We start from the raw sequence: 24,911 nt of genomic DNA, 5'->3' as shown, positions 1-24,911 counted from the left end.
GCCCCGCAGCCGTGACGGACCCGACACAAGAGGCGCGCGTGCGCGCCAGCTTCGACAAGCAAGGTCTGATGCGGACCCTCGGGGCGACGCTCCACGCCGTGTCGCCCGGCGCGGTCGAGATCGCGCTCGTTCCGGGCCCTGCGGTGTCGCAGCAGCACGGGTTCGTCCATGCGGGGGCGGTGAGCGCCGTCGCCGACAGCGCGGCGGGCTACGCGGCCCTGACCCTGATGCCGCCCGGCGCCGGGGTGCTGACGGCGGAGTTCAAGATCAACCTGCTGGCCCCGGCGGCCGGGGACCGCATCCTGGCCCGGGGTCGGGTGGTGAAGGCCGGGCGGACCCTGACGCTGGCGCAGGCCGAGGTCGTCGCGGAGACGGAGGGGCGCGAGAAGCTCGTCGCGCTGCTCACCGCCACCCTGATGGCGGTGCAGGGGCGGGACGGCGTCGGCGATTGAGGAAGGGACCCCGGCGGACGCCGCCGGGGCCGGACACAGGCTTACTTCTGGGTCTCGAGATAGGCCTCGAGGTCGGCGATCTTCTTGTCGTCCTTGAGGCCGGCATAGATCATCTTGTTGCCGGGCACCTTGGCCTTCGGGTCCTTGATGTATTCCTTGAAGGTGGCCGAGTCCCAGGTCAGGCCGGAATTCTTCATCGCCGCCGAGTAGTTGTAGCCCTCGTGGGTACCGGCCTTGCGGCCGATGACGCCCTTGAGGTCCGGGCCGACGCCGTTCTTGCCGAAGGCGTGGCAGGCCTTGCACACGGCAAACACCTTCTCGCCGGCGGCGGCGTCCTGGGCCTGGGCGGCGAAGGGGAGAAGGGCCGCCAGGGCGGCACCGAGGATGAGCTGACGCATGAGGTTCCCTCCAACGGACGTCGTTCGCGACGGGCCTCCGGGATATGGCCCAGCCTGCAGATTGGTACAGTTAAAAACGCCGACGGCTCGCGACGGGTCCCGTGCGGCGAAAAGAAGCTGTGCCGGGTCAGCGCGCAATCGGACGAAGGTGCGGGGCGCGCCTCGGGATGGGCGCGGTGACTCGCCTCCTTTATGATGGGGCACGAGCGACCGCCCGACTGGTCGGACAAGATTCCAGAGACATCCGAGGACACGCCATGACGATCGCCTTCCCGACCCCGGACCCCGCGATCCTCGCCCGCCGCGACGCGATCGTGGAGGGCTTGCGCGGCCTCGTCGCGCCGGAGGCCCTGGTGACCAGCGAGGACGAGCGCCGCGCCTTCGAGACCGACGGGCTCACCGCCTACCGCCGGATGCCCCTCGCCGTGGTGCTGCCCTCGACCACCGCCGAGGTGTCCGCGGTGATGCGCTACTGCCACGAGGCCGGGGTCAAGGTGGTGCCGCGCGGCGCCGGCACGTCGCTGGCCGGCGGCGCCATCGCCCAGGAGGACGCGGTGATCCTCGGCGTCGCCAAGATGAACCGCGTGCTCGACGTCGATTTCTCGAACCGCGTCGCCCGGGTCCAGGCCGGCATCACCAATCTCGCCATCAGCGCGGCGGTGAGCCACGAGGGCTTCTTCTACGCCCCCGACCCGTCGAGCCAGCTCGCCTGCACCATCGCCGGCAACATCGCGATGAATTCGGGCGGGGCGCACTGCCTCAAATACGGCGTCACCACCAACAACCTGATGGGCGTGACCCTGGTGATGGTCGACGGCACCGTGGTGGAGATCGGCGGCGACCACCTCGATTCCGCCGGCTACGACCTCCTCGGCCTCGTCTGCGGCTCGGAAGGCCAGCTCGGCATCGTCACCGAGGCGACCGTGCGGATCCTGCGCGCCGCGGAGGGGGCGCGGCCCGCGCTGATGGGCTTCGGCACGGTCGAGGAGGCGGGCGCCTGCACGGCGGCGATCATCGGTGCCGGCATCATCCCGGTGGCGATCGAGTACATGGACCGCGAGGCGATCACGATCTGCGAGGCCTTCGCGCATGCGGGCTACCCGCTCGACGCCGAGGCGATGCTGATCATCGAGGTCGAGGGCTGCAAGGAGGAATGCGACGCGATGCTCGCCCGCATCGTCGAGATCGCCAAGCCCTTCAACCCGACGAGCCTGAAGGTCTCGCAATCGGAGGCCGAGAGCGCCGCGATCTGGAAGGGCCGCAAGTCGGCCTTCGGCGCGACGGGGCGCATCTCCGACTACATCTGCATGGACGGCACCATCCCGACCGGGCAGCTGCCGCGGGTGCTGGAGCGCATCGGCGAGATCACCAAGTCCTACGGTCTTCGCTGCGCGAACGTCTTCCATGCCGGCGACGGCAACCTGCACCCCCTGATCCTGTTCGACATCAACACGCCCGGCGAGATGGAGAAGGCCGAGGCCGCCGGCGAGGAGATGCTGAAGCTCTGCGTCGAGGTCGGCGGCTGCCTCACCGGCGAGCACGGCGTCGGCATCGAGAAGCGCGACCTGATGACGTATCAGTACAACCCGGAGGATCTGCACCAGCAGATGCGGGTGCGGGCGGTGTTCGACCCGGCCTGGCTGATGAACCCGGCCAAGGTCTTTCCGCTGGAGGGGCGGATCGCCGCGTGAACCGGAAACGAGGCCGCGCCACGGGCTTGCCGGACGAGGGGGCGGTCAGGGCGCTCGCCGACCCGAAGGTGGTCGAGCGCGGCCGCGAGGTGGCGCGTTCGGGCGCCGTGTCCGATGTCGTGCGCCGCGGCGACAAGCTCGCCGCCGCGGTCGCCGGCAGCGAGGACGAGCCCTACCGGGTCACGCTCCGGCTGAAGGACGGCGACGTGGCGGACTTCCGCTGCACCTGCCCCTACGAGTGGGAAGGGGCCTGCAAGCACGTCGTCGCGACCCTGCTCGCCGCGGCGGAGCCCGGGGCGGTGGCCGAGCGGCCGACCCTGCGCCAGCTCCTCGCCGACCTGCCGCGCGAGGCCCTGGCGGACCTGCTGCTGCGCCGGGCCAGGTCCGACCCCGACCTTCCCGGCTGGATCGAGGTCGAGCTGGCCACCGCACCCGGTCGCGGCCCCGTCGATCCGGCACCGTTGGCCGCCCAGGCCAGGATCGTCCTCGCCCGCAAGGGCCGGACCTACTGGGACGACTACGAATCCACCGGCCCCTCCGACGAGTTGCACGCCCTGGTCGAGAAGGCGGTGCCGTTCCTGGAGGCCGGAGACGGGCGCAACGCACTCAGCGTCCTCGCGGCGGTGGCCGAGCCCTTCATCGAGCAGTGGCTCGGCGAGATGGTCGAGACCGACGAGGACATGTACCTCCTGTTCGAGGATCTCGGGCGGATGATGGCCGAGGCGGTGCTGATGAGCGACCTCTCGGAGGACGAGCGCGACGACCTGTTCGAGACGGTCGAGGGCTGGCAGTCCGAGCTCGGCGAGTACGGGCCCGAGGGGTTCTCGGTCGTCATGGCAGCGCTCACCGCCGGCTGGGACGCGCCGGCGCTCCAGGCCGTGCTCGCCGGCAAGAAGGCCGCCCTGCCGGAGATCGAGCGGGCGACGGGGCTCGCGGCCGTGCGCCTGCGGGTGCTCGCGGCGACCGGCCGCCACGAGGAATACTTGAACCTCGCCCGCGCCGTCGGGGATGGAGCGGCCTTCGCCGGCATGCTGGCGCAGCTCGGCCGCGCCGACGAGGCCGTCGCCTACGCGGCCGAGCACGTCGCCGAACCGGACCGGATCCTCGCCCTCGCCCGGCGCCTGCGCGAGGCTGGGCATCCCGACCAGGCGCTCGATCTCGCGCAGTCCGGCCTTCGACGAAGCGACCCGGAGGAGAGCCGGTCGGTCGCTGCCCTGGCGCGCTGGTTGCGCGACGAGGCCGCCGCGCTCAAGCGCCCTGGCCCCGCCCTCGAGGCGGCCCGCGCCGCCTTCGCGGAGAGCTGCGCCCTGGACGACTACCTGGCCGCCCGAAGGATCGCGGGCAAGGGCTGGGAGCCCGTCCGCGACGACCTCCTGACGATCCTCGCCGGAGCCGATTTCGCCCATGACCGGATCGCGATCCTGATCGAGGAGGGACTGATCGGAGATGCCATGAGGGCAGCCGAGTTCAGCCGCGAGGACTATGTCGACGAGGCGGTGCTGCACCGATTGGCCGAAGCGGCGCTGACGCGGGATCCAGCCTGGCTCGTCCGCTTCGCGGAAGAGCGGGCCGTGCCGCCCCTGACCGCCGGCTCGGGGCGCGCCTACGAGAAGGCCGCCGCCTGGCTCGCCCACGCTCGGAAGGCCTACCTGGCGCAGGGCAAGCAAACGGAATGGACCGCGCGGATCGAGGCGCTGATCACCGAGCACAAGCGGCGCCACTCGCTCAAGCCGCGGCTGTTGGCGTTGCGCTGACGTTCAGGCCGGCGGGCCGAGGGCTGCGCAGCGGAAGGCGCCGTAGCCCCCTTGCGCCAGGCGCTCGGCCAGCGCCGGCAGGACGGTGTCGGCTTCCTCGCGCAGGGTCCAGGGCGGGTTGACGACGATGAGCCCGCTGCCGCTCAACCGCGCCGGGTCGGGGCGGTGGATCAGGAGGTCGAGGCGCAGGGCGGGGCGGGGCAGGGCGGCGTCGAGAGCCGCGGCGAGCCGGTCGACCGCCGCAATATCCTTGATCGGGTACCAGGCGAGGTAGGTGCCGGTCGCCCACTTGCCCACCGCCTTGAGGAGCTCGCGGCCCAGCCGCTCGATCTCGCCCGGCACCTCGTAGGGCGGGTCGATGAGCACCAGGCCGCGGCGCTCCTTCGGGGGGATCAGGGCGGGGAGCGCCGTCCAGCCGTCGAGGGCCAGCACCTTGGTGCGGGCATCCTGGTTGTAGCGGGCGTGCAGCACGGCGCCGTCGGCCGGGTGCAATTCCACGAACACGCCCTGGTCGCCGGGGCGCAGGAACTCGCGGATCAGGGCCGGCGAGCCCGGATAGACCGTCGCGCCGTGGCGCGCCCGGACCGAGGCCACCGCCTCGCGGTAGGGGGCGAGCAGCGCCTCGACCGTGTCGGGGAAGGGCGCGTCGAGCCGGCCGATGCCGTCGTGCCACTCGCCGGTGCGCCCGGCCTCGTCGGCGGCGAGGTCGTAGAAGCCGAGGCCCGCATGGGTGTCGATCGCCCGGAACGGCGTCGCCTTGCGCTGGAGATGCGCCAGCACCCGGGTCAGCACCCAGTGCTTGAGCACGTCGGCGTGGTTGCCGGCGTGGAAGGCGTGGCGGTAATTCACGGGTCTCAACGTCCTCGTCTCGCCGTTCCCGCGTGAGAATCGGCGCACGATGCCCTATCATCATCGCATGCGCCGCGACGAGGTCCTTGCCCGACTGAAATCGACCGAACCTGCCCTGCGGGCGGCCGGGGTCGCCGCGTTGTACCTGTTCGGCTCCCATGCCCGGGACGAGGCGCGGGAGGATTCGGATATCGACGTGTTCGTCGATCCGGAGCCCGGCGTCACCTTCGGATTCCTGCCGTTCATGGCGGCCTACGAGGCGATCGAGGCCGCGGTGGGAGGACGGGTGGATTACGGCACCCGCAGCGGCCTGCATCCGGGCTTGCGCCCGCGGATCGAGCGGGATGCGGTCAGGGTGTTTTGAGGAGCGTCGCCCGCTGCAACAGACAGCGGACACCCTACCCTCGACCTCATCCTGAGGTGTTGGTCGATCGAAGATCGACTGACCTCGAAGGAGGGCTCCAGATATCGCAGAGCTGTCTGGAGCCGTCCTTCGAGGCCCACTGCCGTGGGCGCCTCAGGATGAGGTGATGAATTAGATCGGCGACGCGCTCAGCGCCCCGCCCCCACCGCCATCTCCCCGGCGCGGCAATTCTGGCGCGCCACCTCCGGACAGGCGGTGAAGCCGCGCAGGTCCTTGGTGAAGCAGATCCGCACCTCCTCGAGCTGGTCCGCCTTGCAGGTGACCGCCATCATGTCCGGGCGAAGCCCCGGATTGGCGGCGACGAACTGGCGGGCGATGTCGATGGGAGCGGCGCGCAAGCCCTCCGCGGGCTTTGCCAGCGCGGACGGGATCGTCACCGCGTCGCGGGCACGGCGGGTGGCACGGAAGTAGGCGGCGGGGTCGAGGCCCGAGCAGGTGCCGTGCTGGCGCCACTCGTGCCGGGCCAGGCCCTCGCTCGGGAAGACGCCCTCGGCCTCTTCCATCGCCGGGCGGCTCGGGCTGCGCGGAGACGCGCCGCACTGGCTCGGGAAGCCGCGGTCGTATTGCGGCCACAGGCCGTGGACGACGAAGCCCGGGTTGCGGCCGGTGTCGCATTGCCGGTCGTTGCGTCGCTCGCCGGTGAGCGCGCAGTAGGTCGGCGACCAGGACAGCGCCAGGACGTAGAAGTCGAACGAGCCGGGCTCGCCCCCGCGCCCCTGCGCGGCGGCCGGACCGGCGGCAAGGGCCGCCGCGAGGGTCAGGAGGGCGGCGGCGAGGCGGATCATTACGGCCGGGCCTCGCGGCAGGACGAGGCCGAGGCGTAGGCGAAGGCGAGGTTGCGGTCGAGGCCGTGGACGCAGAACTCGACGCCGTAGGTCGAGCCGATGATGCCGAGGCTCTCGCGCACCGAGTAGTCGACCCGCCGGCGCACCCCATCCGAGGTGGTGGCGACCGCGGTGCAGAAGCGGCGGGGATAGAAGTCGATGCCCCAGGGGCGCCAGGCGGTGCGCTCGATGCTGTCGTAGGCCGCGATCGTCAGCGTCGAGTTCCAGAACTTCGCCTCCTTCTCGGCGAACTGGTAGGTGATCTTCTCCAGCACGCCGGCATCCTGGCAGCCGGGGATCTGGGCGTCGAACGGGAACTCGCGCTCCTCGGCCGGGGCGATCTCCTGGCGGGCCGAGCGGGCGTCCGCCTGCGACAGGCCGGCGGCGGTGAGCCCCGCGAGGAGGGCGGCGAGAAGGGGTGTCTTGCGAAGGCGGGTCTTGCGCATGGGCCGGTCCCTGGGCCCGGGCGGCGCCGGCCCGCGAAGGCGGCACCCTGGTCCCCGGGCGAATGACGGTTGCTCTCTCGAGCCTGACACCAGGCTTCCGCCCGCGCCAAGTCAAGCTTTCGGGCTAGTCCGGCGGCGCTTTCGCGGGCGCCTGGTGTGTGGGGGGCACACCCGAACCCTGCATCCGTGCGGGGGGCACACCCATTCCCGGGGAGCGCGCCCGCGCCGCGGTTTGCCTCGCCCCGGCGACGCACTAAGACGGGTCTCGTCAGCCCGCCGAAAAGATGTCAGCCCGCATGAGCACCGAGACCGCCCCCGAGACGAAGCCCGTCGGCCCCGGCGATCAGGTGCTCCTGGTCGACGGCTCGTCGTTCATCTTCCGGGCCTATTTCCAGTCGATCAACCAGCCCGAGCGCTACAATTTCCGGCCCTCCGACGGCCTGCCGACCGGGGCGGTGCGGCTGTTCTGCGCCAAGCTCGCCCAGTTCGTGCAGGAGGGCGCGGCCGGGGTGGTGCCGACCCATCTCGGCATCGTGTTCGACAAGTCCGAGGGCTCGTTCCGGAAGGAGATCTTCCCGGACTACAAGGGCCACCGGCCCGACGCGCCCGACGACCTCAAGCGCCAGATGCCGCTGATGCGCGACGCGGTCCGCGCCTTCGGCCTGCACCCGATCGAATTGCAGCGCTACGAGGCCGACGACCTGATCGCGACCTATTCCCGCCAAGCGGAAGGCCGGGGGGCGGGTGTCATCATCGTCTCGTCCGACAAGGACCTGATGCAGCTCGTCGGCGACCTCGTGCGGTTCTACGACTTCGAGTCGGGCCAGAAGGGCAAGCCGGGCTACCGGCCCGAGCGCAACCTCGACCGCGCCGCCATCCTGGAGCGCTGGGAGGGCCTGGGGCCGGAGCAGATCGGCGACGCGCTGGCGCTCATCGGCGACACCTCCGACAACGTGCCGGGCGTGCCGGGCATCGGCCTCAAGACCGCCGCGGCCCTCATCAAGGAGTTCGGCAGCCTGGAGGCGCTGCTGGAGAAGGCCGCGACGATCAAGCAGCCCAAGCGCCGCGAGACGCTTCTCGCCAACATCGACCAGGCCCGGCTGTCGCGCCGCCTCGTCGCCCTCGACGAAGCGGTGCCGGTGCCGGTGCCCCTCGACGACCTCGCCCTGCCGAAGCCCGACCCCGAGCGCCTGGTCGGCTTCCTGAAGGCGATGGAGTTCAACACCCTGACGCGCCGCATCGCCCAGATGCTCCACGTCGACCCGGAAGCGGTGCGCCCCGATCCCGCCCTGCTGCCGGAGGGCGCCGATACCGGCTTCACCAACGAGAAGGGCGGCAGCGACGTGACGCCGTTCTTCGGCGACGCGCCGGATGGCGCGCCCGCTTCAGCCGCGGCCGAGGTCGACCCCTTCGCCGATCTCGACCTGCCGGACGCCCCCCCGAAGCCGAGGGCGCCCGCCGAGGCGACGCCGACGACGCTGGTGGCGGCGCGCGCCGCGGAAGCGGTCAAGCCCTTCGACACGGCGGCCTACGAGACCGTCACCACGGTCGAGAGCCTGGATGCCTGGATCGCCGAGGCCATCGAGGCCGGGGTCGTCGCGGTCGATACCGAGACGACCGCGCTCGACGCCAACACGGCCGACCTCGTCGGCGTCTCGCTCGCCACCGCGCCGGGCCGCGCCTGCTACATCCCCCTCAGCCACCGCGGCGGCGAGGACCTGTTCGGCGGCGGCCTGCTGCCGGGGCAGCTGTCGTGGGAGGCGGTGCAGTCGCGCCTGAAGCCGCTGCTGGAAAACCCAGCGGTGCTGAAGGTCGGCCAGAACATCAAGTACGACTGGCTGGTGCTCGCCCGCCACGGGATCGAGGTCCGGCCGTTCGACGACACGATGCTGATCTCCTACGTGCTCGATGCCGGCAAGGGCTCGCACGGCATGGACGAGCTCGCCCGCCGCCATCTCGGCCATCAGCCGATCACCTTCGCGGATGTCGCCGGGACCGGGCGCCAGAAGGTCACCTTCGACCGCGTCGCCCTCGACAAGGCGACCGCCTACGCGGCGGAGGACGCCGACGTGACGCTCCGGCTGTGGCGGCTGATGAAGCCGCGGCTCGCCGCCGAGCGCCGCGCCTCCGTGTACGAGACCCTGGAGCGGCCGCTGGTGCCGGTGCTCGCCCGCATGGAGCGGGAGGGCATCAAGGTCGACCGCGGGATGCTGAGCCGGCTCTCGGGCGATTTCGCCCAGTCGCTGGCACGGCTCGAGGACGAGATCCAGGAGATGGCGGGGGAGAAGTTCTCCGTCTCGTCGCCCAAGCAGATCGGCGACATCCTGTTCGGCAAGATGGGCCTGCCCGGCGCCAAGAAGACGCCGTCCGGCCAGTGGGCGACGCCCGCGACGCTGCTGGAGGAACTCGCCGGCCAGGGCCACGACCTGCCGCGCCGGATCCTCGAATGGCGCCAGCTCTCGAAGCTGAAATCGACCTACACCGACAGCCTGCAGGAGCATGCCGACCGCGGCACCGACCGCGTCCATACCTCGTTCGCGCTCGCCGCGACGACGACGGGGCGGCTGTCGTCGTCGGACCCGAACCTGCAGAACATCCCGGTCCGCACCGAGGAGGGGCGGCGGATCCGCCAGGCCTTCGTGGCCGATGCCGGCCACAAGCTGATCTCGGCCGATTACAGCCAGATCGAGCTGCGGCTGCTCGCTCACATCGCCGACATCCCGCAGCTGCGCCAGGCCTTCGAGGACGGCATCGACATCCACGCCGCCACCGCCTCGGCGATGTTCGGCGTGCCCCTCGACCAGATGACCTCGGACCTGCGCCGCAAGGCCAAGACGATCAATTTCGGCATCATCTACGGCATCTCGGCCTTCGGTCTCGCCGACCGGCTCGGCATCCCGCAGGGCGAGGCCTCGGCCTTCATCAAGCAGTATTTCGAGCGCTTCCCCGGCATCCGCGCCTATATCGACGACACCAAGAAGATCTGCCGCGACAAGGGCTACGTCACGACCCTGTTCGGCCGGGTCTGCCACTACCCGCAGATCCGCTCCAACAACCCGCAGGAGCGCGCCTCGGTCGAGCGCCAGGCGATCAACGCGCCGATCCAGGGCACGGCCGCCGACATCATCCGCCGGGCGATGGCCCGGATGGAAGGCGCGCTGTCGGAGGCCGGCCTCACGACCCGGATGCTGCTCCAGGTCCACGACGAGCTGGTCTTCGAGGCACCCGACGACGAGGTCGAGCGGGCGCTGCCGATCATCGCCCGGGTGATGGAGGAGGCGCCCCACCCGGCGGTGTCCTTGCGGGTGCCGCTCGCCGTCGAGGCCAAGGCGGCGACGAACTGGCAGGAGGCGCATTGAGAGCGTGCGTTGACCGAAGCGCATTGACCGCAGCGCCCTGACCTCCTGCCGCCCGGCGGCCGGGCCTCAGGCGGCCCGCACGGTGCCGAGGAAATGCTCGACCTCGGCGCCGAGGCGCGCCGCCTCCTGCTGCAGCGCCGAGGCCGAGGCGAGGACGCGGGTCGCGGCCTCTCCCGTCTGCTCCGCGGCGCCGGCCACGCCGGCGATGTTCGTCGTCACCTCGCCGGTGCCGCCGGCGGCCTGGGCGACGTTGCGCACGATTTCCTGCGTCGCCGCGCCCTGCTGCTCCACGGCGCCGGTCAGGGCGACCGCCACCGCGTCGATCTCCTCGATGCGCCCGGCGATCGCCGCGATGGCGGACACCGCCTGGTCGGTGGAGGCCTGGATCCGGCCGATCTGCTGGGTGATCTCTTCCGTGGCCCGCGCCGTCTGGCTGGCCAGGGCCTTGACCTCGGCGGCGACCACCGAGAAGCCGCGGCCGGCCTCGCCGGCCCGCGCCGCCTCGATGGTGGCGTTGAGCGCGAGCAGGTTGGTCTGGCCGGCGATCGAGGAGATCAGCCCGACCACGTCGCCGATGCGCGCGTTGGCCGCGCTCAGATCCCGGACCAGGACGGTGGTCCGCTCCACCTCGCCCACCGCGGCGCGGGCGAGGCCGGCCGCGCCCCGGACCTGCCGGCCGATCTCCTGCACCGACTGGCCGAGCTCCTCGGCGGCGACCGCCACGGTGCCGACGTTGCACGCCGCCTCCTCGGCGGCCGTCGCGACCGCGAGCGAGCGGGTCGCCGTCGCGCCGGCGGTGCCGGACATGGACCGGGCCGTCGCCTGCAGCTCCGTCGCCGCGCCCGTCACCAGGGTCACGACGCCGCCCACGGCCGCCTCGAAATCCTCGGCCATCGCCCGCATCGTCGCCCGCCGCTGCGTCTCGGCATCGGCGCGGGCCTCGGCGGTCTCGGCCTCCAGGGCCCGGCTGCGGATGAGGTTGTGGCGAAAGACCTCGACGCCCCGGGCGACGGCCCCGATCTCGTCGCGGCGGCCGAGATCCGGAACCGTGACGGCGGCGTCGCCGTCCGCCAGGCGGTTGATCGTGGCGGTCATCCGGTCGAGGGGCCGGGTGACGCCCCGCACGACCACCACGGCGCCCAGCCCGGTCATGAGGACGATCCCCGCCAGCAGGGACGCGTTGACCGCGAAGGCGCGCATCGCTTCCGCCTCCGCCGCCTCGGCGAGCCGGGCGAGTTGCATCACCGCCCGGCTCGGGATGGCCTGCAGCGTGTCGAGGGCCGGCACCACCACCTGGGTGTAGCCTTCACTGGTCACGGTCGTCGCGTACCGGCCGGTGATCGCCTCCAGCAGGGGTGGCACCATCTCGCCGAACGTGCCGCCGAAATAGGTCGATCGGGCCGCCGCCAGGGCGGCAGTGAGCTCCGTGCCGTCCGGCAGCTGGCGAACGGCATGGTCGATCTGCTGGAACAGCGCCTCCGCCTGTCCGCGTCGAACGTGGATGGCGGTCGCCTCCGGCCGCGTCAGCGGGCTTTGTGCGGCCAGGGCCCGGGCGAGCGCACTGGCGGCGTCGCCGGCCGTGGCGCGGACGGTCCAGCCGATGCGCCGGATCTCCATCAGATCGACCAGCGCGCGGTCGCCGGCCCGGATCGGCCGCTCGAGGGCACTCGCGAGGGCGTCCATCGTGGCCAGCATCGCCGGGATGTGGGTGGAGAGGTCCGCGGTCAGCTTGGGATCACGCTCGGCACGGGGACGCATCGCCTGGCGATCGACCTCGCCGCGCAACTCGCGCAGCCTGCCGTGGGCCGCCGTCGTCGCCTCGCCGAGGCCGGCCCGTTCCGGGCCGAGCCGGCGGAGGCCCCCGAGAACCCCATCGATCCCTTGATCGACCTCGTCGCGCCGCGTCGCCAGCTGGGCGGCGGTCGTGGCGGCCGCCTGCCCGTCGAACCTCAGGATTCCGGCTGCGTAGCTCAGCTCGTAGCGCAGCGAGTTCATGGTGTTGAGAAGAATTTCGTCGATCTTCGCCAGGCGTGCGATGTCCTCCGATACCGTCCAGGCCTGTCGAGACCGCAGAAGATCTAGCCCGAACATCCCGAGCGTGATGCACGAGAAGGTCGCCAGAATGGCGATCAGCTTGGATTTGAGAGGCAAGGATTTCATCCTCGGTGCATCCTTTTTGGAATATATTGTGCGATGCAGACGCTGAGTGTCTTCGCCGAAAAATTGAGGGCGAAGTCTTCGAAGTTGCGATGGAAATTTGATAGCGTGGGCTTGGATGAATGATGCTTGGAAAAGATTAACGAAGTGACGCAAGGACAGATCGGGCGGCCGGCCACGGCATCCGGCGCCCGGCCGCGGGATTCTGGCCGATCTCCGGCGTCGCCGGGAAGGCCGCGGCGCCTTCCCGGGGCGTGCCGACATCCTCGGACCAGCTTGCCCTCGCCGGGCGGTCGGGCCCCGGAACGACGATCGGCGCGCCTTGGGCGATCCACCCGACGGTCTCCCCCGCGCGCGCTCCTCGCCGGAGGCCGAGGCGGCGACGTGCGGGCGAGAGGCGCCTTGAGGGAGGTGCATCGAGGCTCGGCCCGGGGTCGCCGCGGCGGGCGGTGGACATCGGGCCCGCTTTCGCGTGAGGGTGCCTCGCGCGAAAGCCCGCCCCCGAGGTTCGGTCCGATTCCCGATGCGCGTCCTCTTCGTCCACCAGAACTTCCCCGGGCAATACCGCCACGTCGCCCCGGCCCTCGCGGCCCGGCCCGGCACCGAGGTGGTGGCGCTCGGCATCAATGCCGCGCCCGCCCTGCCGGGGGTGCGCCACCTGCGCTACGCGGTGTCCGGCCGCTCCACCCCCGGGATCCACCCCCTCGCGGCGAGCTTCGAGACCGCGACCCTGCGGGGCGAGGCGGCGGCGCGGGCGGCCTCGATGCTCAAGGCGGAGGGCTTTACCCCGGACGTGATCTGCGGCCATTCGGGCTGGGGCGAGACCCTCTTCCTCAAGGACGTCTGGCCGCAGGCCCGGCTCCTGACCTTCGCGGAGTTCTTCTACAGCGCGTCCGGCGCCGATTCCGGCTTCGACCCGGAATTTCCGGTGCCTGAGGACGACGCCTTGCGCACCCGCGCCCGCAACGCCGGGCAGCTCGTGGCCTTCGAGGCCTCCGACCGGCTCGTCAGCCCGACCGCCTGGCAGGCGAGCCGGATCCCGGCGATCTTCCGCGACCGGCTCGAGGTCATCCACGACGGCATCGACACCGACCGGCTGCGGCCCGACCGCGGCGCGCGCATCGCGCTCGGCCGCGACCGCCTGTCGCTCGGCGTCGGCGACGAGGTCGTCACCTTCGTCAACCGCAACCTCGAGCCCTATCGCGGCTATCACAGCTTCATGCGGGCGCTGCCCGAGATCCTGCGCCGGCGGCCGCGGGCCCGGGCGGTGATCGTCGGCGGCAGCGACACCAGCTACGGCGCCAGGCCCCCGCCGGCCGGACATCCGCTGCCGAAACTTGCCCTGCCAAAACTTGGCGCGACATCTTCCTCGACGAGGTCAAGGCGGATCTCGACCTGTCGCGCGTCCACTTCGTCGGCAAGATTCCCTACGGCGACTACGTCGACCTCATGCGGGTCTCGGCGGTCCACGTCTACCTGACCTACCCGTTCGTCCTGTCCTGGTCGATGCTGGAGGCGATGGCGCTCGGCGCCTGCATCGTCGGCTCGGCGACCCCGCCGGTGGAGGAGGTGATCCGCCACCGCGAGAACGGGCTCCTGGTCGATTTCTTCTCGGCCGCCGCGATCGCCGAGGCGGTGGTCTCGGTTCTGGCCGATCCGGGGGCCGTCGCCCCGTTGCGGGAGGCGGCGCGGCGGAGCGCGCTCGCCTACGACCTCAAACGGGTCTGCCTGCCGGCGCACCTGCGCCTGATCGACGAGGTCGCCGCCGGGCGCGGCGCCTGAGCCGGACCCGCGAGGGATCGGCCCTCGATTGCGTGATGCGCTGGCGCGCCAATCCCTCGCGCGCTCAGCAAATGTTAGTGCCATCGCGCCATCCTGCCCGGATGAAGAGGGGAGGGGGCTCACGATGAGGCCGAGCGTGCACGCCGTCGGGGCGGCGCCGGCGGGGGGCATCCCGCTGTCCGAGCTGCTGGGGGCGCTCAGCCACGCCCTCGACCTCACCGAGGGCCAGCCCCCGGGCCATTGCGTCCGCGCGACCTGGATCGGGGTGCATGTCGGCCGCGAGCTAGGCCTCGATCCCGACCGGTTGTGGGAACTCTACTACACGGTGATGCTGAAGGACCTCGGCTGCTCCAGCAACGCGGCGCGGATCTGCGAGCTGTACCTGTCCGACGACATCGGCTTCAAGCGCGACTTCAAGACGGTGAGCGACAGCCTGCCCCAGGTGCTGGGCTTCGTCTTCGCGCATACCGGGCTCAAGGCGGGCCTCGCCGAGCGCTTCAGGGCGGTCCTCAACATCCTGCAGAACGGCGGCGAGATCGTCGACGACCTGATCCAGACCCGCTGCCAGCGCGGGGCCGAGATCGCCGCGCGCTTACGCTTCCCGCCCAGCGTCTGCCGGGCGATCCACGCCCTCGACGAGCACTGGAACGGCAAGGGCCGGCCCGACCGCCGCGCCGGAGCCGACATCCCCCTCTACGCCCGCATCGCGCTGCTCGCCCAGGTGGTGGACGTGTTCCACACCAGCGCCGGCCCGGCGGCGGCGCTCGCCGAGGCCCGGGCCCGGGCCGGGAGCTGGTTCGATCCCGACGCGGTGGCGGCCCTCGAGCGCGCGGCCGCGCGCCCCGGCTTCTGGGAAACCCTGGCCTCCGAGGCGGTGACCGACGCGGTCGCGGGCCTGGAGCCGGTCCGCGCCGGCCTCGTCGTCGACGAGGACTACCTCGACGACATCGCCACCGCCTTCGCCCAGGTGATCGACGCCAAGAGCCCGTTCACGTCGGGCCATTCCGAGCGGGTCGCGGTCTATGCCGACCTGATCGCGGCGGAACTCGGCTACGCGCCCGCGCGCCGGCGCTGGCTGCGCCGGGCGGCGCTCTTGCACGACGTCGGCAAGCTCGGGGTCTCGAACGCGATCCTCGACAAGCCGGCCAAGCTCGACGACGCCGAGTGGCGCGACATGCGCAACCACGCCCTCCTGTCGGAGACGATCCTCGCCCGCGTCGCCGCCTTCCACGCCATCGCCCGCATCGGCGGCGCCCATCACGAGCGCCTCGACGGCAAGGGCTATCCCCGCGGCCTCTCGGCCGACGCCATCGCGCCCGAGACCCGGATCGTCTCGGTCGCGGACGTGTTCGACGCGCTCACCGCCGACCGGCCCTACCGCACGGCGATGCCGGTCGCCAAGGCGCTCGGCATCATGCGCGGCGATGTCGGCACCGCCTTCGACCCGGATTGCTTCGCGGCGCTCGAACGCGCGATCGCCGGGCTCGACGGCGACCTGTCCCGGGCGGCCTGACGGCCGCCCAGCCTCATCCATCGATCGAGGCGGCCGCCTCGAGCGCGGCCTGACGGCCGCCCGGCCTCACCCATCGATCGAGGCGGCCGCCCGGCCTCATTCGACGATCGAGGCGGTCGCCTCGACGGTCTCCCGCACCCGGACCGGCGTCACCGTGACCGTGTCGCCGGTGCGGGTGATCGTGATCGCCCGGGGCGCGGCCCCGGCCTCGCGCGGGGTCGAGACCGCGACGCTCTGGCCGGGTGCCAGCACCGCCTCGAACCGGGAGGCGGGCGCGGCGGCCCGGGGGGCGAGGGTCACGACCACGCGGTAGCCGGCGGGCTCGGGCGCGTAGTAGGCCACGCCGGCGAGCGTTCCGAGATCGAGGCTCGCCGCCCCGGACGGGCGAAGCTCGCCGGCGCTGGCGGTGGCGGCGGCCGTCGCGGCGGCCGCCAAGAGGGTCGTGTGCAGGAGTAGCGTGCGAAAGGTCGTCATCATCGTCGTCCCGTCCGTGGCGGGGCCCGACCGCCCCGCATCCATGGACGTGATATGCGCTGCGGTGCAGCATGGATCAAACAGATCGCATCGATAATGACTATTGATCATATCGATCTCGCCCGGGTCGACCTCAACCTCCTGGTGGCCCTCGACGCGCTGCTCGCCGAGCGCAGCGTGACCCGGGCGGCATCCCGCATCGGCATCGGCCAGTCGGCGATGAGCTCCGCGCTCGCGCGGCTGCGGGTGCTGTTCGGCGACGAGCTCATGACCCGCAGTCCCGAGGGGATGCGGCCGACGCCCCGCGCCCTGGCGCTCGCCGAGCCGGTGCGGGCGCTCCTGCGGCAGGTCCAGGTGCTGGTGCGCCGCGACGAGACCTTCGATCCCCGCACGGTGGTGCGGACCTTCACGATCAGCCTGCCCGACAGCACCGAGGTGCTGCTCGGGCCCCGGCTGCTGGCCTATCTCCGCCGGGAGGCGCCGGGGATCAGCCTGCTGCTGCGCTCGGTCGACCGCGACCACATCCTGCAGGAGATCGACGCCGACCAGGTCGACCTCGCCATCGGCCTGTCGTTCCGCGGCCAGACGCACCACAAGCAGCGCCTGCTCTACCGCGACAGCTACGTCTGCCTGTTCAACGCCGCCCTGCTGGGCCTCGCGCCGCCGATCTCGCTCGACGATTACCTGCGCTTTCCCCACGTGCTGACGAGCCTGCGCGAGACCGCCCACGGGGTGGTCGACGACGCGCTGGCCAAGCTCGGCCGCCGCCGCACCCTCGCGGTCACCTCGCCGCGCTTCCTGGCGGTGCCGTTCCTGGTGCGCAGCGCGCCGGTGCTCACCACCATGCATGCCCGCCTCGCCCACCTCTTCGCCGAGACCCTCGGACTGACGGTGAGCCCCGCCCCGGTGGCCCTCGACGACGTGGCGGTGACGATGCTCTGGCACGCCTCCTACGACGACGACCCGGCCCACCGCTGGCTGCGCGACCTGCTGCGGCGCCTGGCCGGCGAGGCGCCGGCTTCTTCCTGACTCTTCGGCGAGGCGCCGGCTTCTTCCTGACTCTTCGGCGAGGCGCCGGCTTCTTCCTGACTCTTCGGCGAGGCGCCGGCTTCTTCCTGACTCTTCGGCGAGGCGCCGGCTTCTTCCTGACTCTTCGGCGAGGCGCCGGCTTCTTCCTGACTCTTCGGCGAGGCGCCGGCTTCTTCCTGATTTTTCGGCGAGGCGCCGGCTTCTTCCTGATACTTCGGCGAGGCGCCGGCCTTTTCCTGGGCGCCGGGCCTGCCGGTGCCGCCCGGAAGCCGCTATGCTCGCAGGATTCACCGCCGATCCGAACCGACCCTGGACCCTTATCCCGTGCGCCTGACCCAGATCACCCACCACGACCTCGACGGCTACGGCGCCGCGACCCTCGTCTCGGCCTATGCCGAGCCCGCCCGGATCGTGCACGTGCCGCGCTACGGCGACGTCGGTCCCGTGGTCGACGACGAATTGAAGCGTCTGGCGAAGACCAAGGCGGCCGAGATGGTGCTGATCACCGATCTCGGCATCGAGGAGCCGACGATCGCCTTCCTGCGCCGCTTCGCGGCGATGAACCGCAAGCGCGACGCGGACGCGCCGCACCGGCTGATCGTCCTCGACCACCACACCTCCTCGATCGACCAGATGCGCCGCCAGGGGCTGGAGCCGAAGGCCGACGCGGAGAACCCGCGCCTGTCGCGGTTCGACCTCGGCGATCCGTCGGTCACCGTGCTGGTCGACGAAGGCTCGAGCGCGACGAAGATGGTCGAGGCCCACCGCGCCCTGTTCGCGACCCGCGAGCCCGACCCCGCCCAGGTCGAGGATCTGGCGCGGCTCGTCGCCTGCGTCGACGCCCTCGACCTCTGGCGCAAGGACGATCCCCACTTCCCCGGCGGCTTCGCCCTCGACGAGATCTTCTGGGACAACGTCGGCACCCTGGTGCCGGTCGGGCATCCGAGCCACGATCCGTTCGTCGCCCGCCTGCTGCGCCAGGCGACCGCCACGTTGCGCGCCGGCGCCACCCCGGCGGAGCTGGAGCGCGCCGTCCCGGCGATCCGCGGCGCCATCGTCGACGACCTGATGCGCGAGGCGCCCGACGACGACCCGGCCCTCACCACGCGCCAGCGGATGGCCCGGGCGCTCGCCCGCTCGGACGCGCTGTTCCACGCGCTGCCCGACGGCACGCTCCTGTCCTTCGCCCTCGATGCCGGCACCTTCCAGCGGGTCTCGGACCTGGTGATGGCGAGCGGACGGGCCAAGCGCCTCGTCAACGTGCAGCGCACCGGCACCCTGTCGTTCCGCTCGATCGACGGCACAGCCCTCGACGGCGCCCGGCTGTTCCGCGGCGGCGGCCACCAGGACGCCGCCGGCGGCAAGCTCCCGACCGGCACCGCCTTCTCGCTCGCCGACGCCGTCGCCCAGGTCGAGCCGGTGCTGAACCCGCAAAAGAGCGCCGCGGCCGACAGCCCGTTCGCGGCGTTGAAGAACTGGAAGGGTTAGGCGAGAGCGGTCGGTCGTCTCGGCGGCCCGGCCATCCCCCGCGTCATCCCGAGTTCCGCCGGGCGGGTCCGGGATGACGCGAAGGTTTTCCTTTCCGAAAGACTACGACCGCGGCGGGTCCAGCAGCACCCAGAGCCGCGCGATGCGCCCCTCGACGACCTCGGCCGCGTCCGTGCCGGTCACCGCGACGGGGCCGCCCTCCGGGCCCGCCGTCCAGCGCAGGAGGCCGAGGCCGTGATGACCGACGGCGGTGCCCTCCGGGACGAACCGGAAGGTCGGCCCGAACTGCTCCAGGAGCCGGCCCGCCACCTCGGAGATGGCCGCCCGACCCCGGACGATGCCGGTCGGCTCGACCAGCACCGGCTCGGCGACGAACAGCGCGTCGAGCGCGACGGCCCGCTTGACGGCATCGCGCTCGCTGAAGACGTCGGCGAGGTTCGCCCGCAGCAGGCGGTCGTAGTCGGGCTCGCCCGCCACCGGGGCAGCGACGGTATCCTGCATGGGATTGCCCCTTCCGCTCGCGGGACTCACGCCTTCACGAAGGCGAGGAGGTCGGCGTTCAGCACCTCGGCGTTCACCGTGAGCATGCCGTGGCTGTAGCCCGGATAGGTCTTGAGGGTGCCGTTGCGCAGGAGCTTGGCCGACATCCGACCGCTGGCATCGATCGGGACGATCTGGTCGTCCTCGCCGTGGAGCACCAGGGTCGGCACCGAGATCGCCCGCAGGTCCTCGGTCTGGTCGGTCTCGGAGAAGGCCTTGATGCCGTCGTAATGCGCCTTGGCGCCGCCCATCATGCCCTGGCGCCACCAGTTGCGGATCACGCCCTCGGAGACCTGCGCGCCCGGCCGGTTGAAGCCGTAGAACGGCCCGGTCGGGACGTCGAGGAAGAACTGCGCCCGGTTGGCGGCGAGCGCCTCGCGAAAGCCGTCGAAGACCGCGATCGGCAACCCGCCGGGATTGGCCCCGGTCTTGAGCATCAGGGGCGGCACGGCGCTGACGAGGACCGCCTTGGCGACCCGGCCCTGCGGCTCGCCGTGGCGCGCGACGTAGCGGGCCACCTCGCCGCCGCCGGTCGAGTGCCCGACATGGATCGCGTTCGTCAGGCCGAGCCGGTGCACCACGGCCGCCGCGTCCGCCGCGTAGGTGTCCATGTCGTGGCCGTCCGCGACTTGCGACGAGCGGCCGTGGCCGCGCCGGTCGTGGGCCACGACCCGGTAGCCGGCCGCCACGAAGAACAGCATCTGGGCGTCCCAGTCGTCGGACGACAGCGGCCAGCCGTGATGGAACACGATCGCCTGCGCGTCCCGCGGACCCCAATCCTTGTAGTAGATCTCCACGCCGTCGCCGGTGGTCACGAAGCTCATCGGGCCTCTCCTGCCGCAGGACGCCGGCGATCGCGCCGGCGAGCAGGATCTAACACATCGTGGCGGCGGCGCGGGGCGGGACCGGGCCTATTCCGTCTCGCCCCCGTCCTTCTCGACGTCGTCCTTCTCGGCTTCGTCCGTCGCGTTCTCCTCCGTCGCGCCGTCCGGTTCGCGCCGGAGCGGCTGCTGGCTGAATGACTGTTTCGCGGGCCTGTTCTTGCGCGCATTCGCGGCCGGCGTCGCGTGGGTCGGCATCTCTGAGAGCCGGGCGATGCGGGCCTTGAACTCCTCGGTCGAGGGGCTGCGGGCTGAGCCGGTGATGAAATTCTTGGCCACGGCTGTTCCTTCACCATGCCGGATGGCAGGCCCGCCCGAACGCGCGACATCCGTCGCCGGGCAGACCTGGCGATCATGTTGGGAGGAAGTGTCAGAGCCGGCGCCCGATGCTTCAGGCTACAAGATCCAAAAAAGCCAGCCACATATCGACAGTTCGATTATCGACGATTTTCGTCCTGCCGGCAAGGAATAACTTCGTTCACATATGATGGTCGCGGGGAAATGTTCGGCAGAACGACGCGCGGGCGGTCACGAAAAACTGCGACGCGCTCGCTCGAGGATCGCACGATCGGCGGCGGCGGGGCGCTTCCCCGCGCAACCCGGCCGGATGGCGGGCGGCGCGGGCCGCAAGGAGCCTTCGATGCGATCCTGGTCCTCAGCGGCGGCGCGGGTCGGCCGGGCGGAAGGCGCGCTCCACGGCCTGGGTCGCGCTGGCATAGGCCCGCTCCTCGCTGTCGTGCGGCCGGTCCGACCGCTCGAGCAGCTTGCCGTGCTTGCGGATCGCCCAGCCGAATTTGCCCTTCGGGCTGTTCAGCGGGGCCACCTCGATCGAGAAGGGGTAGAATTCGTTGTCGCTCATCCGCGGGTTTATGGCACGGAAGCCCCCCGGGGGACAAATGCCCGACCGGGCCGAATGTCCGAGCGGGCACGGCGCCGGGATCGGCGGCTCGACGGGGCGGCCCGGCGCGTGCGATAGCCGGCGTCCCTCGTCGACGCTCATTGCCGACCTCCCTCGTCGCTGTGTCCCGCCGCCGCGGAACCGCCTCCCGCCTCGTCGCGTCCCGCGCCGTCGATCCCTCGAAATCGCCGGCGACGGCCGCTCTCCCGGGCGCGACGCGATGCCGACGGACGCTGGTCCAGTCCCTGTCACAGCCCTTGCCCGCGGCCCTTGCCCGCAATTCCAGCCCGACGGAGCGCGATCCTTGATCCCCTGGGTTCACCTCGACACCAGCGCCATCCCCGGCGAGACCGCCTCCCTGCGCCTGATGCGGCGCGGCGACGAGTTCGCGATCGTGGTCGACTCGATCGAGCTGATGAACAGCCGCCGCAGCGGCTCGGAGCGGGCGCTCGCCACCCTGACCTGCGCGCGCCTGCGCGACCGGCCGCGGCCCCGGATGCTGATCGGCGGGCTCGGCATGGGCTTCACCCTGCGGGCGGCGCTGGCCGAGCTCGGGCCCGGCGCCAAGGTCGAGGTCGCCGAGCTGATCCCGGCGGTCGCCGCCTGGGCGCGGGGCCCGCTCGCGCATCTCTTCGCCGGCAGCCTCGACGATCCCCGGGTCGCCCTGCACGAGACCGACGTCCACCACCTCATCGCGACGAGCCCGGGCGCCTACGACGCCATCCTGCTCGACGTCGACAACGGCCCCGAGGGGCTGGTGCAGCAGACGAACGACCGCCTCTACGACGTCGCGGGTCTGGGCCGGGCCCATCGGGCGCTGCGGCCGGGCGGCGTGCTCGCGGTGTGGTCGGAGAGCCCCGACCGCAAGTTCAAGTCGCGGCTCCAGCGCGGCGGCTTCGCGGTCGAGGAGCACAAGGTGCGCTCGGCCGGCAGCGGCGGGCGGCACGTGGTCTGGATCGGCGAGAGGACGGACGGGACGGCCCCGCGCCCCGGCGCCCCGCCGCAGCGCTCCCCGCGCTGAGGACCCGACGGCGGCTCCCCTTGCCGGAAAGGTCGAGATGATCCGGGGTCGATGACGGTTTGAATTGCGAAAGCTCGGCCGGCGTGTCAGCACTCGTCGCAGGGCGGCGTGCCGCAGCAGCTTCGAGCCCGACATGACCGTGCGCGGTCCCAATTTGCGCCTGGAAGGCTCGACGTTCGGTCCCCGGACGATCACGGCCTGGCGCGAGGCCGTGGCGCCGTTCTGGGACGTCGAGATCCGCCGGGAGGACACCCGGGATTTCCGCGGCCGGTCGGACGTCTATCACCTCGGCAACGCGATCATCGGCCTCACCGCGGCCTCGGCGCTGCGCAACGAGCGCTCGCCCGGCCTCGTCGCCCGCATGGGCGTCGATCACGTCGCCGCGCAGGTCCGGCTGGAGGGGCGGGCGACGCTCGCGATCGGCGGCCGCGAGGTGGCAATCGCGCCCGGGGACGTCTCCCTGCTCGACCTCGCCCAGCCCCTCTCCATGCGCTCGACCGACTATCGCGCGATGACGGTCATCATCCCGCGCGCCCTGTTCCCGGACGGCGGGACCCGGCTCGGCGCGGCGCACGGCACGGTCCTGCGCGGGGCGACGCCGTTCGGCACCCTGGTCAACGACCACCTGCGCTCGCTCGCCGCGAACGTCCCCCGCTTCAGCCCCGCGGAGGCGCGGGCGGCCGCGCAGGCGACGGCGATCCTGATGGCCGGGGCGGCGGCCGAGGGCGACGCCCTGGAGCGGCCGATGCAGCGCGCACCGGTCTTCCTGGCGATCCGCGGGTACATCGACGCCGAGATCGCGTCGTCGGATCTCGGCGTGGAGCGGCTCTGCCGCCGCTTCGGCGTCTCGCGCAGCGGGCTCTACCGCCTCTTCGCGCCCATGGGCGGGGTGGCGGAGTACATCCGCCGCCGGCGGCTCGCCCGCGCCTACCGCGACCTCGCCGAGGGCGGGGAACGCACCGCGCGGGTCTCCGAGGTCGCCTACCGGTACGGCTACGGCAGCCCGGCGAGCTTCACGACCGCCTTCCGCGCCGAGTTCGGCGCGAGCCCCGCCGACGTGCGGGCGAAGACGGGACTCGCGGGTGCGCCGGCCGTCCGGCGCCCGCCCGCCGGCCTGCCGGACGGCGGCTGGGACGATTTCTACGAGTGGGTCCTGCTGCTCGACGCCTGAGGCCGCGGACCCTGCCCCCGAATTGGGACGTCCGCGCAAGCGAATGAGACGCACGGCGCTCGCCCCGGACCGGTGCGCGCCCGAGATGTCGTCGTCCTGTCGGATGGGAGGCTCTCACGGTGCGGCGCGGGAACGGGCGAGACGGCTGGGCCGGGCGGCGGCGGAGATCCGCCGGTACGCCGGGGATCGGGAACGGTCCCCTCGTCCGGCGCTGGATCGGCGCCCGGCGCCGCCGCGCCTCGCGGGAGGGCCGCGACGCGCGGGGCGAGGGCGCCGAGATCATCGTCCTCACCTGGGCCCAGACCTTCGGCCGGGGAACTGCCGCGACGCCCGATCCCGCCCGGGATCCGCATTTCGGCGGCGCGGAGCCGCCGGTCGTCGAGTTCGGCGGCGAGGGGCGTCCGGGATCCTGACGGCGCGCGTTGCCGGACCGCGGGTCATCGAGGCATAGCCGGACCGTGGGCAGAGCGGTCCGCTCCGCGCCGGAGGTCGAGTCATGCTCGCGGCCGAGACGAACGTCGATGATCCTGGCATCGATGATCCTGGCATCGTGGACGGTCGAGGCGCTGCCGACCCCGCCCGCCCGGCCGACCTCTCGGAGCGCCTGCCCGCCCTCGACGCCCTGCGCGGCCTCGCGCTCCTGGGCGTTCTCGCGATCAACCTGGAGGGCGAGTTCCGCGTCTCGATCTTCCGGCAGTTCCTGCCCGGTCCGCCGGAGGCCGGCCTCGATCGCTGGATCGACGCCGTCCTCCTGACCTTCGTCGACATGAAGGCCTTCGCGCTGTTCCCCCTGCTCTTCGGCGTCGGGCTGGCGATCCAGGTCGAGCGAGGGGCGGGCCGGCCGCGCCGGACCGTCCTCCTCCTGCGTCGCCTCCTCGTCCTGCTCGGGTTCGGGCTCGTCCACCTCGTCCTGATCTGGAACGGCGACATCCTCACCGCGTACGCGGTCGCGGGGCTGGCCGTCCTGCCGCTCCTGTTCGGGCCGACCTGGCTGATGGGGGCCGCGTGCGCGGCGTGCCTCGCCGTCTTCGCCCTGCAATCTCTCTTGCCACCTCTCTTGCCGCCCATCGTGGCCTTTCCCGACCGCGCCTGGCTGGTCCGGCAGGTCGCGGACGCGGACCGGGTCTACGCGACCGGCGGATTTTTCGAGATCCTGGACTTCCGGATCCGGGAGATCGCCGGCTTCCTGCCCCTGCACGCCTTCGTCCTGCCGCGCACGCTGGGGCTGTTCCTGCTCGGGGCGCTCGCCTGGCGGGCCGGCCTCGTCCGCCGGGCGGCCCGGTTCGCCGCGGGCCTGTGGGGGTTCGCGGCCCTCGCGGCCGGCACCGGCGTGGTCCTGACGCTGGCGACCGCGGCGCGCTCCTATTCCGGCTGGCCGTCCCTCGGCCGGTTCGAGGCCGTGGGTGCGTCCGTCGGGACGATCCTCCTCGCCCTCGGCTACGCCGCCGCGATCCTCGCCGCCGGGACGACGAGGACGGGCCGGCGCGGGCTTGCCTGGGCGGAGCCGGTCGGGCGCATGGCCTTCACCAACTACATCGTGCAGTCGCTGGTGCTCGGCGTCGTCTTCTACGGCTACGGGCTCGGCCTCTTCGGCAGGCTCGGCCTCACCGCCGGCCTCGGGATCGTGCTCGCCCTCTACGCCGTCCAGGTCGTCGGGAGCCGCCTCTGGCTCCGGCGGTTCCGCCACGGCCCGCTGGAGTGGCTGTGGCGGGTCCTCGCCTACGGCCGCGCCCTGCCGCTCCGCCGGGCCTGAACCGGGC

General features: G+C 72.1%; 24 protein-coding genes. 14 read left to right on the top strand and 10 right to left on the bottom strand.

The genetic code is table 11. The features are described 5' to 3' along the window. The first annotated feature begins 38 nt into the window (after positions 1-38). Positions 39-452: a PaaI family thioesterase gene (locus DK419_RS02730; protein ID WP_425352627.1), complete on the top strand. Its 414-nt coding sequence runs from the start codon at positions 39-41 to the stop codon at positions 450-452. 41 nt (positions 453-493) lie between these two features. On the opposite strand, the gene DK419_RS02725 is transcribed toward DK419_RS02730, so the two are convergent. Then, positions 494-850, bottom strand: coding sequence for a c-type cytochrome (locus DK419_RS02725; RefSeq protein WP_109957733.1), 357 nt, complete (start codon positions 848-850; stop codon positions 494-496). Between the two features lie 257 nt (positions 851-1,107). On the opposite strand from DK419_RS02725, the gene DK419_RS02720 reads away from it, so the two are divergent. Beyond that, a complete protein-coding gene (locus tag DK419_RS02720; RefSeq protein WP_109957732.1) occupies positions 1,108-2,541 on the top strand; it encodes an FAD-linked oxidase C-terminal domain-containing protein in 1,434 nt (477 codons plus the stop codon). Continuing rightward, positions 2,538-4,295: an SWIM zinc finger family protein gene (locus DK419_RS02715; protein WP_162561127.1), complete on the top strand. Its 1,758-nt coding sequence runs from the start codon at positions 2,538-2,540 to the stop codon at positions 4,293-4,295. The genes DK419_RS02720 and DK419_RS02715 overlap by 4 nt, the downstream gene beginning before the upstream one ends. Positions 4,296-4,298: 3 nt before the next feature. Here DK419_RS02715 and DK419_RS02710 read toward each other — a convergent pair whose 3' ends face one another. Next, positions 4,299-5,144 carry a 23S rRNA (adenine(2030)-N(6))-methyltransferase RlmJ gene (locus DK419_RS02710; protein WP_109957730.1) on the bottom strand — a complete coding sequence of 282 codons (846 nt, stop codon included), beginning with the start codon at positions 5,142-5,144 and terminating at the stop codon, positions 4,299-4,301. 49 nt (positions 5,145-5,193) lie between these two features. Here DK419_RS02710 and DK419_RS02705 point away from each other — a divergent pair, with 49 nt between their 5' ends. Continuing rightward, positions 5,194-5,508 carry a nucleotidyltransferase family protein gene (locus DK419_RS02705; RefSeq protein ID WP_245442814.1) on the top strand — a complete coding sequence of 105 codons (315 nt, stop codon included), beginning with the start codon at positions 5,194-5,196 and terminating at the stop codon, positions 5,506-5,508. A 188-nt stretch (positions 5,509-5,696) separates the two neighbouring features. Here the strand turns inward: DK419_RS02705 and DK419_RS02700 are convergent, their stop codons facing one another. Together DK419_RS02700 and DK419_RS02695 are read right to left on the bottom strand one after the other, a co-directional pair. Continuing rightward, a complete protein-coding gene (locus tag DK419_RS02700; protein WP_109957728.1) occupies positions 5,697-6,353 on the bottom strand; it encodes a ribonuclease T2 family protein in 657 nt (218 codons plus the stop codon). Next, the gene (locus DK419_RS02695; RefSeq protein WP_109957727.1) at positions 6,353-6,838 is read right to left on the bottom strand and encodes a hypothetical protein; all 486 of its coding nucleotides are present in this window, start codon (positions 6,836-6,838) and stop codon (positions 6,353-6,355) included. Before DK419_RS02695 ends, DK419_RS02700 begins: the two co-directional genes overlap by 1 nt. 296 nt (positions 6,839-7,134) lie before the next feature. Between DK419_RS02695 and polA the strand changes: the two genes are divergently transcribed. Next, positions 7,135-10,197 (top strand): DNA polymerase I, encoded by a 3,063-nt coding sequence (polA, locus tag DK419_RS02690; RefSeq protein WP_109957726.1) that lies wholly within the window; start codon positions 7,135-7,137, stop codon positions 10,195-10,197. Between the two features lie 66 nt (positions 10,198-10,263). Here the strand turns inward: polA and DK419_RS02685 are convergent, their stop codons facing one another. After that, the gene (locus DK419_RS02685; RefSeq protein WP_245442813.1) at positions 10,264-12,357 is read right to left on the bottom strand and encodes a methyl-accepting chemotaxis protein; all 2,094 of its coding nucleotides are present in this window, start codon (positions 12,355-12,357) and stop codon (positions 10,264-10,266) included. A 520-nt stretch (positions 12,358-12,877) separates the two neighbouring features. Between DK419_RS02685 and DK419_RS02680 the strand changes: the two genes are divergently transcribed. The 3 genes from DK419_RS02680 (at position 12,878) to DK419_RS02675 (ending at position 15,649) form a co-directional block, all read left to right on the top strand. Further along, positions 12,878-13,834 carry a glycosyltransferase family protein gene (locus DK419_RS02680; protein WP_245442812.1) on the top strand — a complete coding sequence of 319 codons (957 nt, stop codon included), beginning with the start codon at positions 12,878-12,880 and terminating at the stop codon, positions 13,832-13,834. Then, positions 13,717-14,136 carry a glycosyltransferase gene (locus tag DK419_RS29315; protein ID WP_342587222.1) on the top strand — a complete coding sequence of 140 codons (420 nt, stop codon included), beginning with the start codon at positions 13,717-13,719 and terminating at the stop codon, positions 14,134-14,136. Before DK419_RS02680 ends, DK419_RS29315 begins: the two co-directional genes overlap by 118 nt. Before the next feature lie 124 nt (positions 14,137-14,260). Continuing rightward, the gene (locus DK419_RS02675; protein WP_109957725.1) at positions 14,261-15,649 is read left to right on the top strand and encodes an HD-GYP domain-containing protein; all 1,389 of its coding nucleotides are present in this window, start codon (positions 14,261-14,263) and stop codon (positions 15,647-15,649) included. A gap of 96 nt (positions 15,650-15,745) precedes the next feature. Here DK419_RS02675 and DK419_RS02670 read toward each other — a convergent pair whose 3' ends face one another. Then, the gene (locus tag DK419_RS02670; RefSeq protein WP_245442810.1) at positions 15,746-16,126 is read right to left on the bottom strand and encodes a hypothetical protein; all 381 of its coding nucleotides are present in this window, start codon (positions 16,124-16,126) and stop codon (positions 15,746-15,748) included. Positions 16,127-16,219: 93 nt separating this feature from the next. Here DK419_RS02670 and DK419_RS02665 point away from each other — a divergent pair, with 93 nt between their 5' ends. Continuing rightward, complete coding sequence (locus tag DK419_RS02665; protein WP_109957724.1) at positions 16,220-17,152, top strand: LysR family transcriptional regulator; 933 nt, start codon at positions 16,220-16,222, stop codon at positions 17,150-17,152. Between the two features lie 324 nt (positions 17,153-17,476). After that, complete coding sequence (locus tag DK419_RS02660) at positions 17,477-18,640, top strand: dimethylmenaquinone methyltransferase (protein WP_109957723.1); 1,164 nt, start codon at positions 17,477-17,479, stop codon at positions 18,638-18,640. Between the two features lie 102 nt (positions 18,641-18,742). On the opposite strand, the gene DK419_RS02655 is transcribed toward DK419_RS02660, so the two are convergent. The 4 genes from DK419_RS02655 to DK419_RS02640 all read right to left on the bottom strand — a co-directional run bounded on the left by DK419_RS02655 (position 18,743) and on the right by DK419_RS02640 (position 20,920). Continuing rightward, positions 18,743-19,141, bottom strand: a complete 399-nt coding sequence (locus tag DK419_RS02655; protein WP_109957722.1) for a nuclear transport factor 2 family protein — start codon at positions 19,139-19,141, stop codon at positions 18,743-18,745. A gap of 26 nt (positions 19,142-19,167) precedes the next feature. Further along, complete coding sequence (locus tag DK419_RS02650; protein ID WP_109957721.1) at positions 19,168-20,004, bottom strand: alpha/beta fold hydrolase; 837 nt, start codon at positions 20,002-20,004, stop codon at positions 19,168-19,170. 87 nt (positions 20,005-20,091) lie between these two features. Next, entirely contained in the window at positions 20,092-20,340 is a 249-nt protein-coding gene (locus DK419_RS02645; protein WP_109957720.1) for a hypothetical protein, read from the bottom strand. 376 nt (positions 20,341-20,716) lie between these two features. Continuing rightward, positions 20,717-20,920 carry a hypothetical protein gene (locus tag DK419_RS02640; protein WP_048432688.1) on the bottom strand — a complete coding sequence of 68 codons (204 nt, stop codon included), beginning with the start codon at positions 20,918-20,920 and terminating at the stop codon, positions 20,717-20,719. Positions 20,921-21,263: 343 nt separating this feature from the next. Here DK419_RS02640 and DK419_RS02635 point away from each other — a divergent pair, with 343 nt between their 5' ends. The 4 genes from DK419_RS02635 (at position 21,264) to DK419_RS02620 (ending at position 24,904) form a co-directional block, all read left to right on the top strand. Further along, positions 21,264-21,980 (top strand): spermidine synthase, encoded by a 717-nt coding sequence (locus DK419_RS02635; protein WP_109957719.1) that lies wholly within the window; start codon positions 21,264-21,266, stop codon positions 21,978-21,980. A gap of 133 nt (positions 21,981-22,113) precedes the next feature. Then, positions 22,114-23,151 carry an AraC-like ligand-binding domain-containing protein gene (locus tag DK419_RS02630; RefSeq protein ID WP_245442809.1) on the top strand — a complete coding sequence of 346 codons (1,038 nt, stop codon included), beginning with the start codon at positions 22,114-22,116 and terminating at the stop codon, positions 23,149-23,151. 119 nt (positions 23,152-23,270) lie between these two features. Then, the gene (locus DK419_RS02625) at positions 23,271-23,564 is read left to right on the top strand and encodes a hypothetical protein (RefSeq protein WP_109957718.1); all 294 of its coding nucleotides are present in this window, start codon (positions 23,271-23,273) and stop codon (positions 23,562-23,564) included. Positions 23,565-23,701: 137 nt separating this feature from the next. Then, positions 23,702-24,904 (top strand): DUF418 domain-containing protein, encoded by a 1,203-nt coding sequence (locus DK419_RS02620; protein WP_245442808.1) that lies wholly within the window; start codon positions 23,702-23,704, stop codon positions 24,902-24,904. Positions 24,905-24,911 lie beyond the last annotated feature (7 nt).

Origin of the sequence: Methylobacterium terrae, assembly GCF_003173755.1 — a bacterium.
Taxonomy (GTDB): Bacteria; Pseudomonadota; Alphaproteobacteria; order Rhizobiales; family Beijerinckiaceae; genus Methylobacterium; species Methylobacterium terrae.
This window is presented reverse-complemented; position numbering and strand designations above follow the sequence as displayed.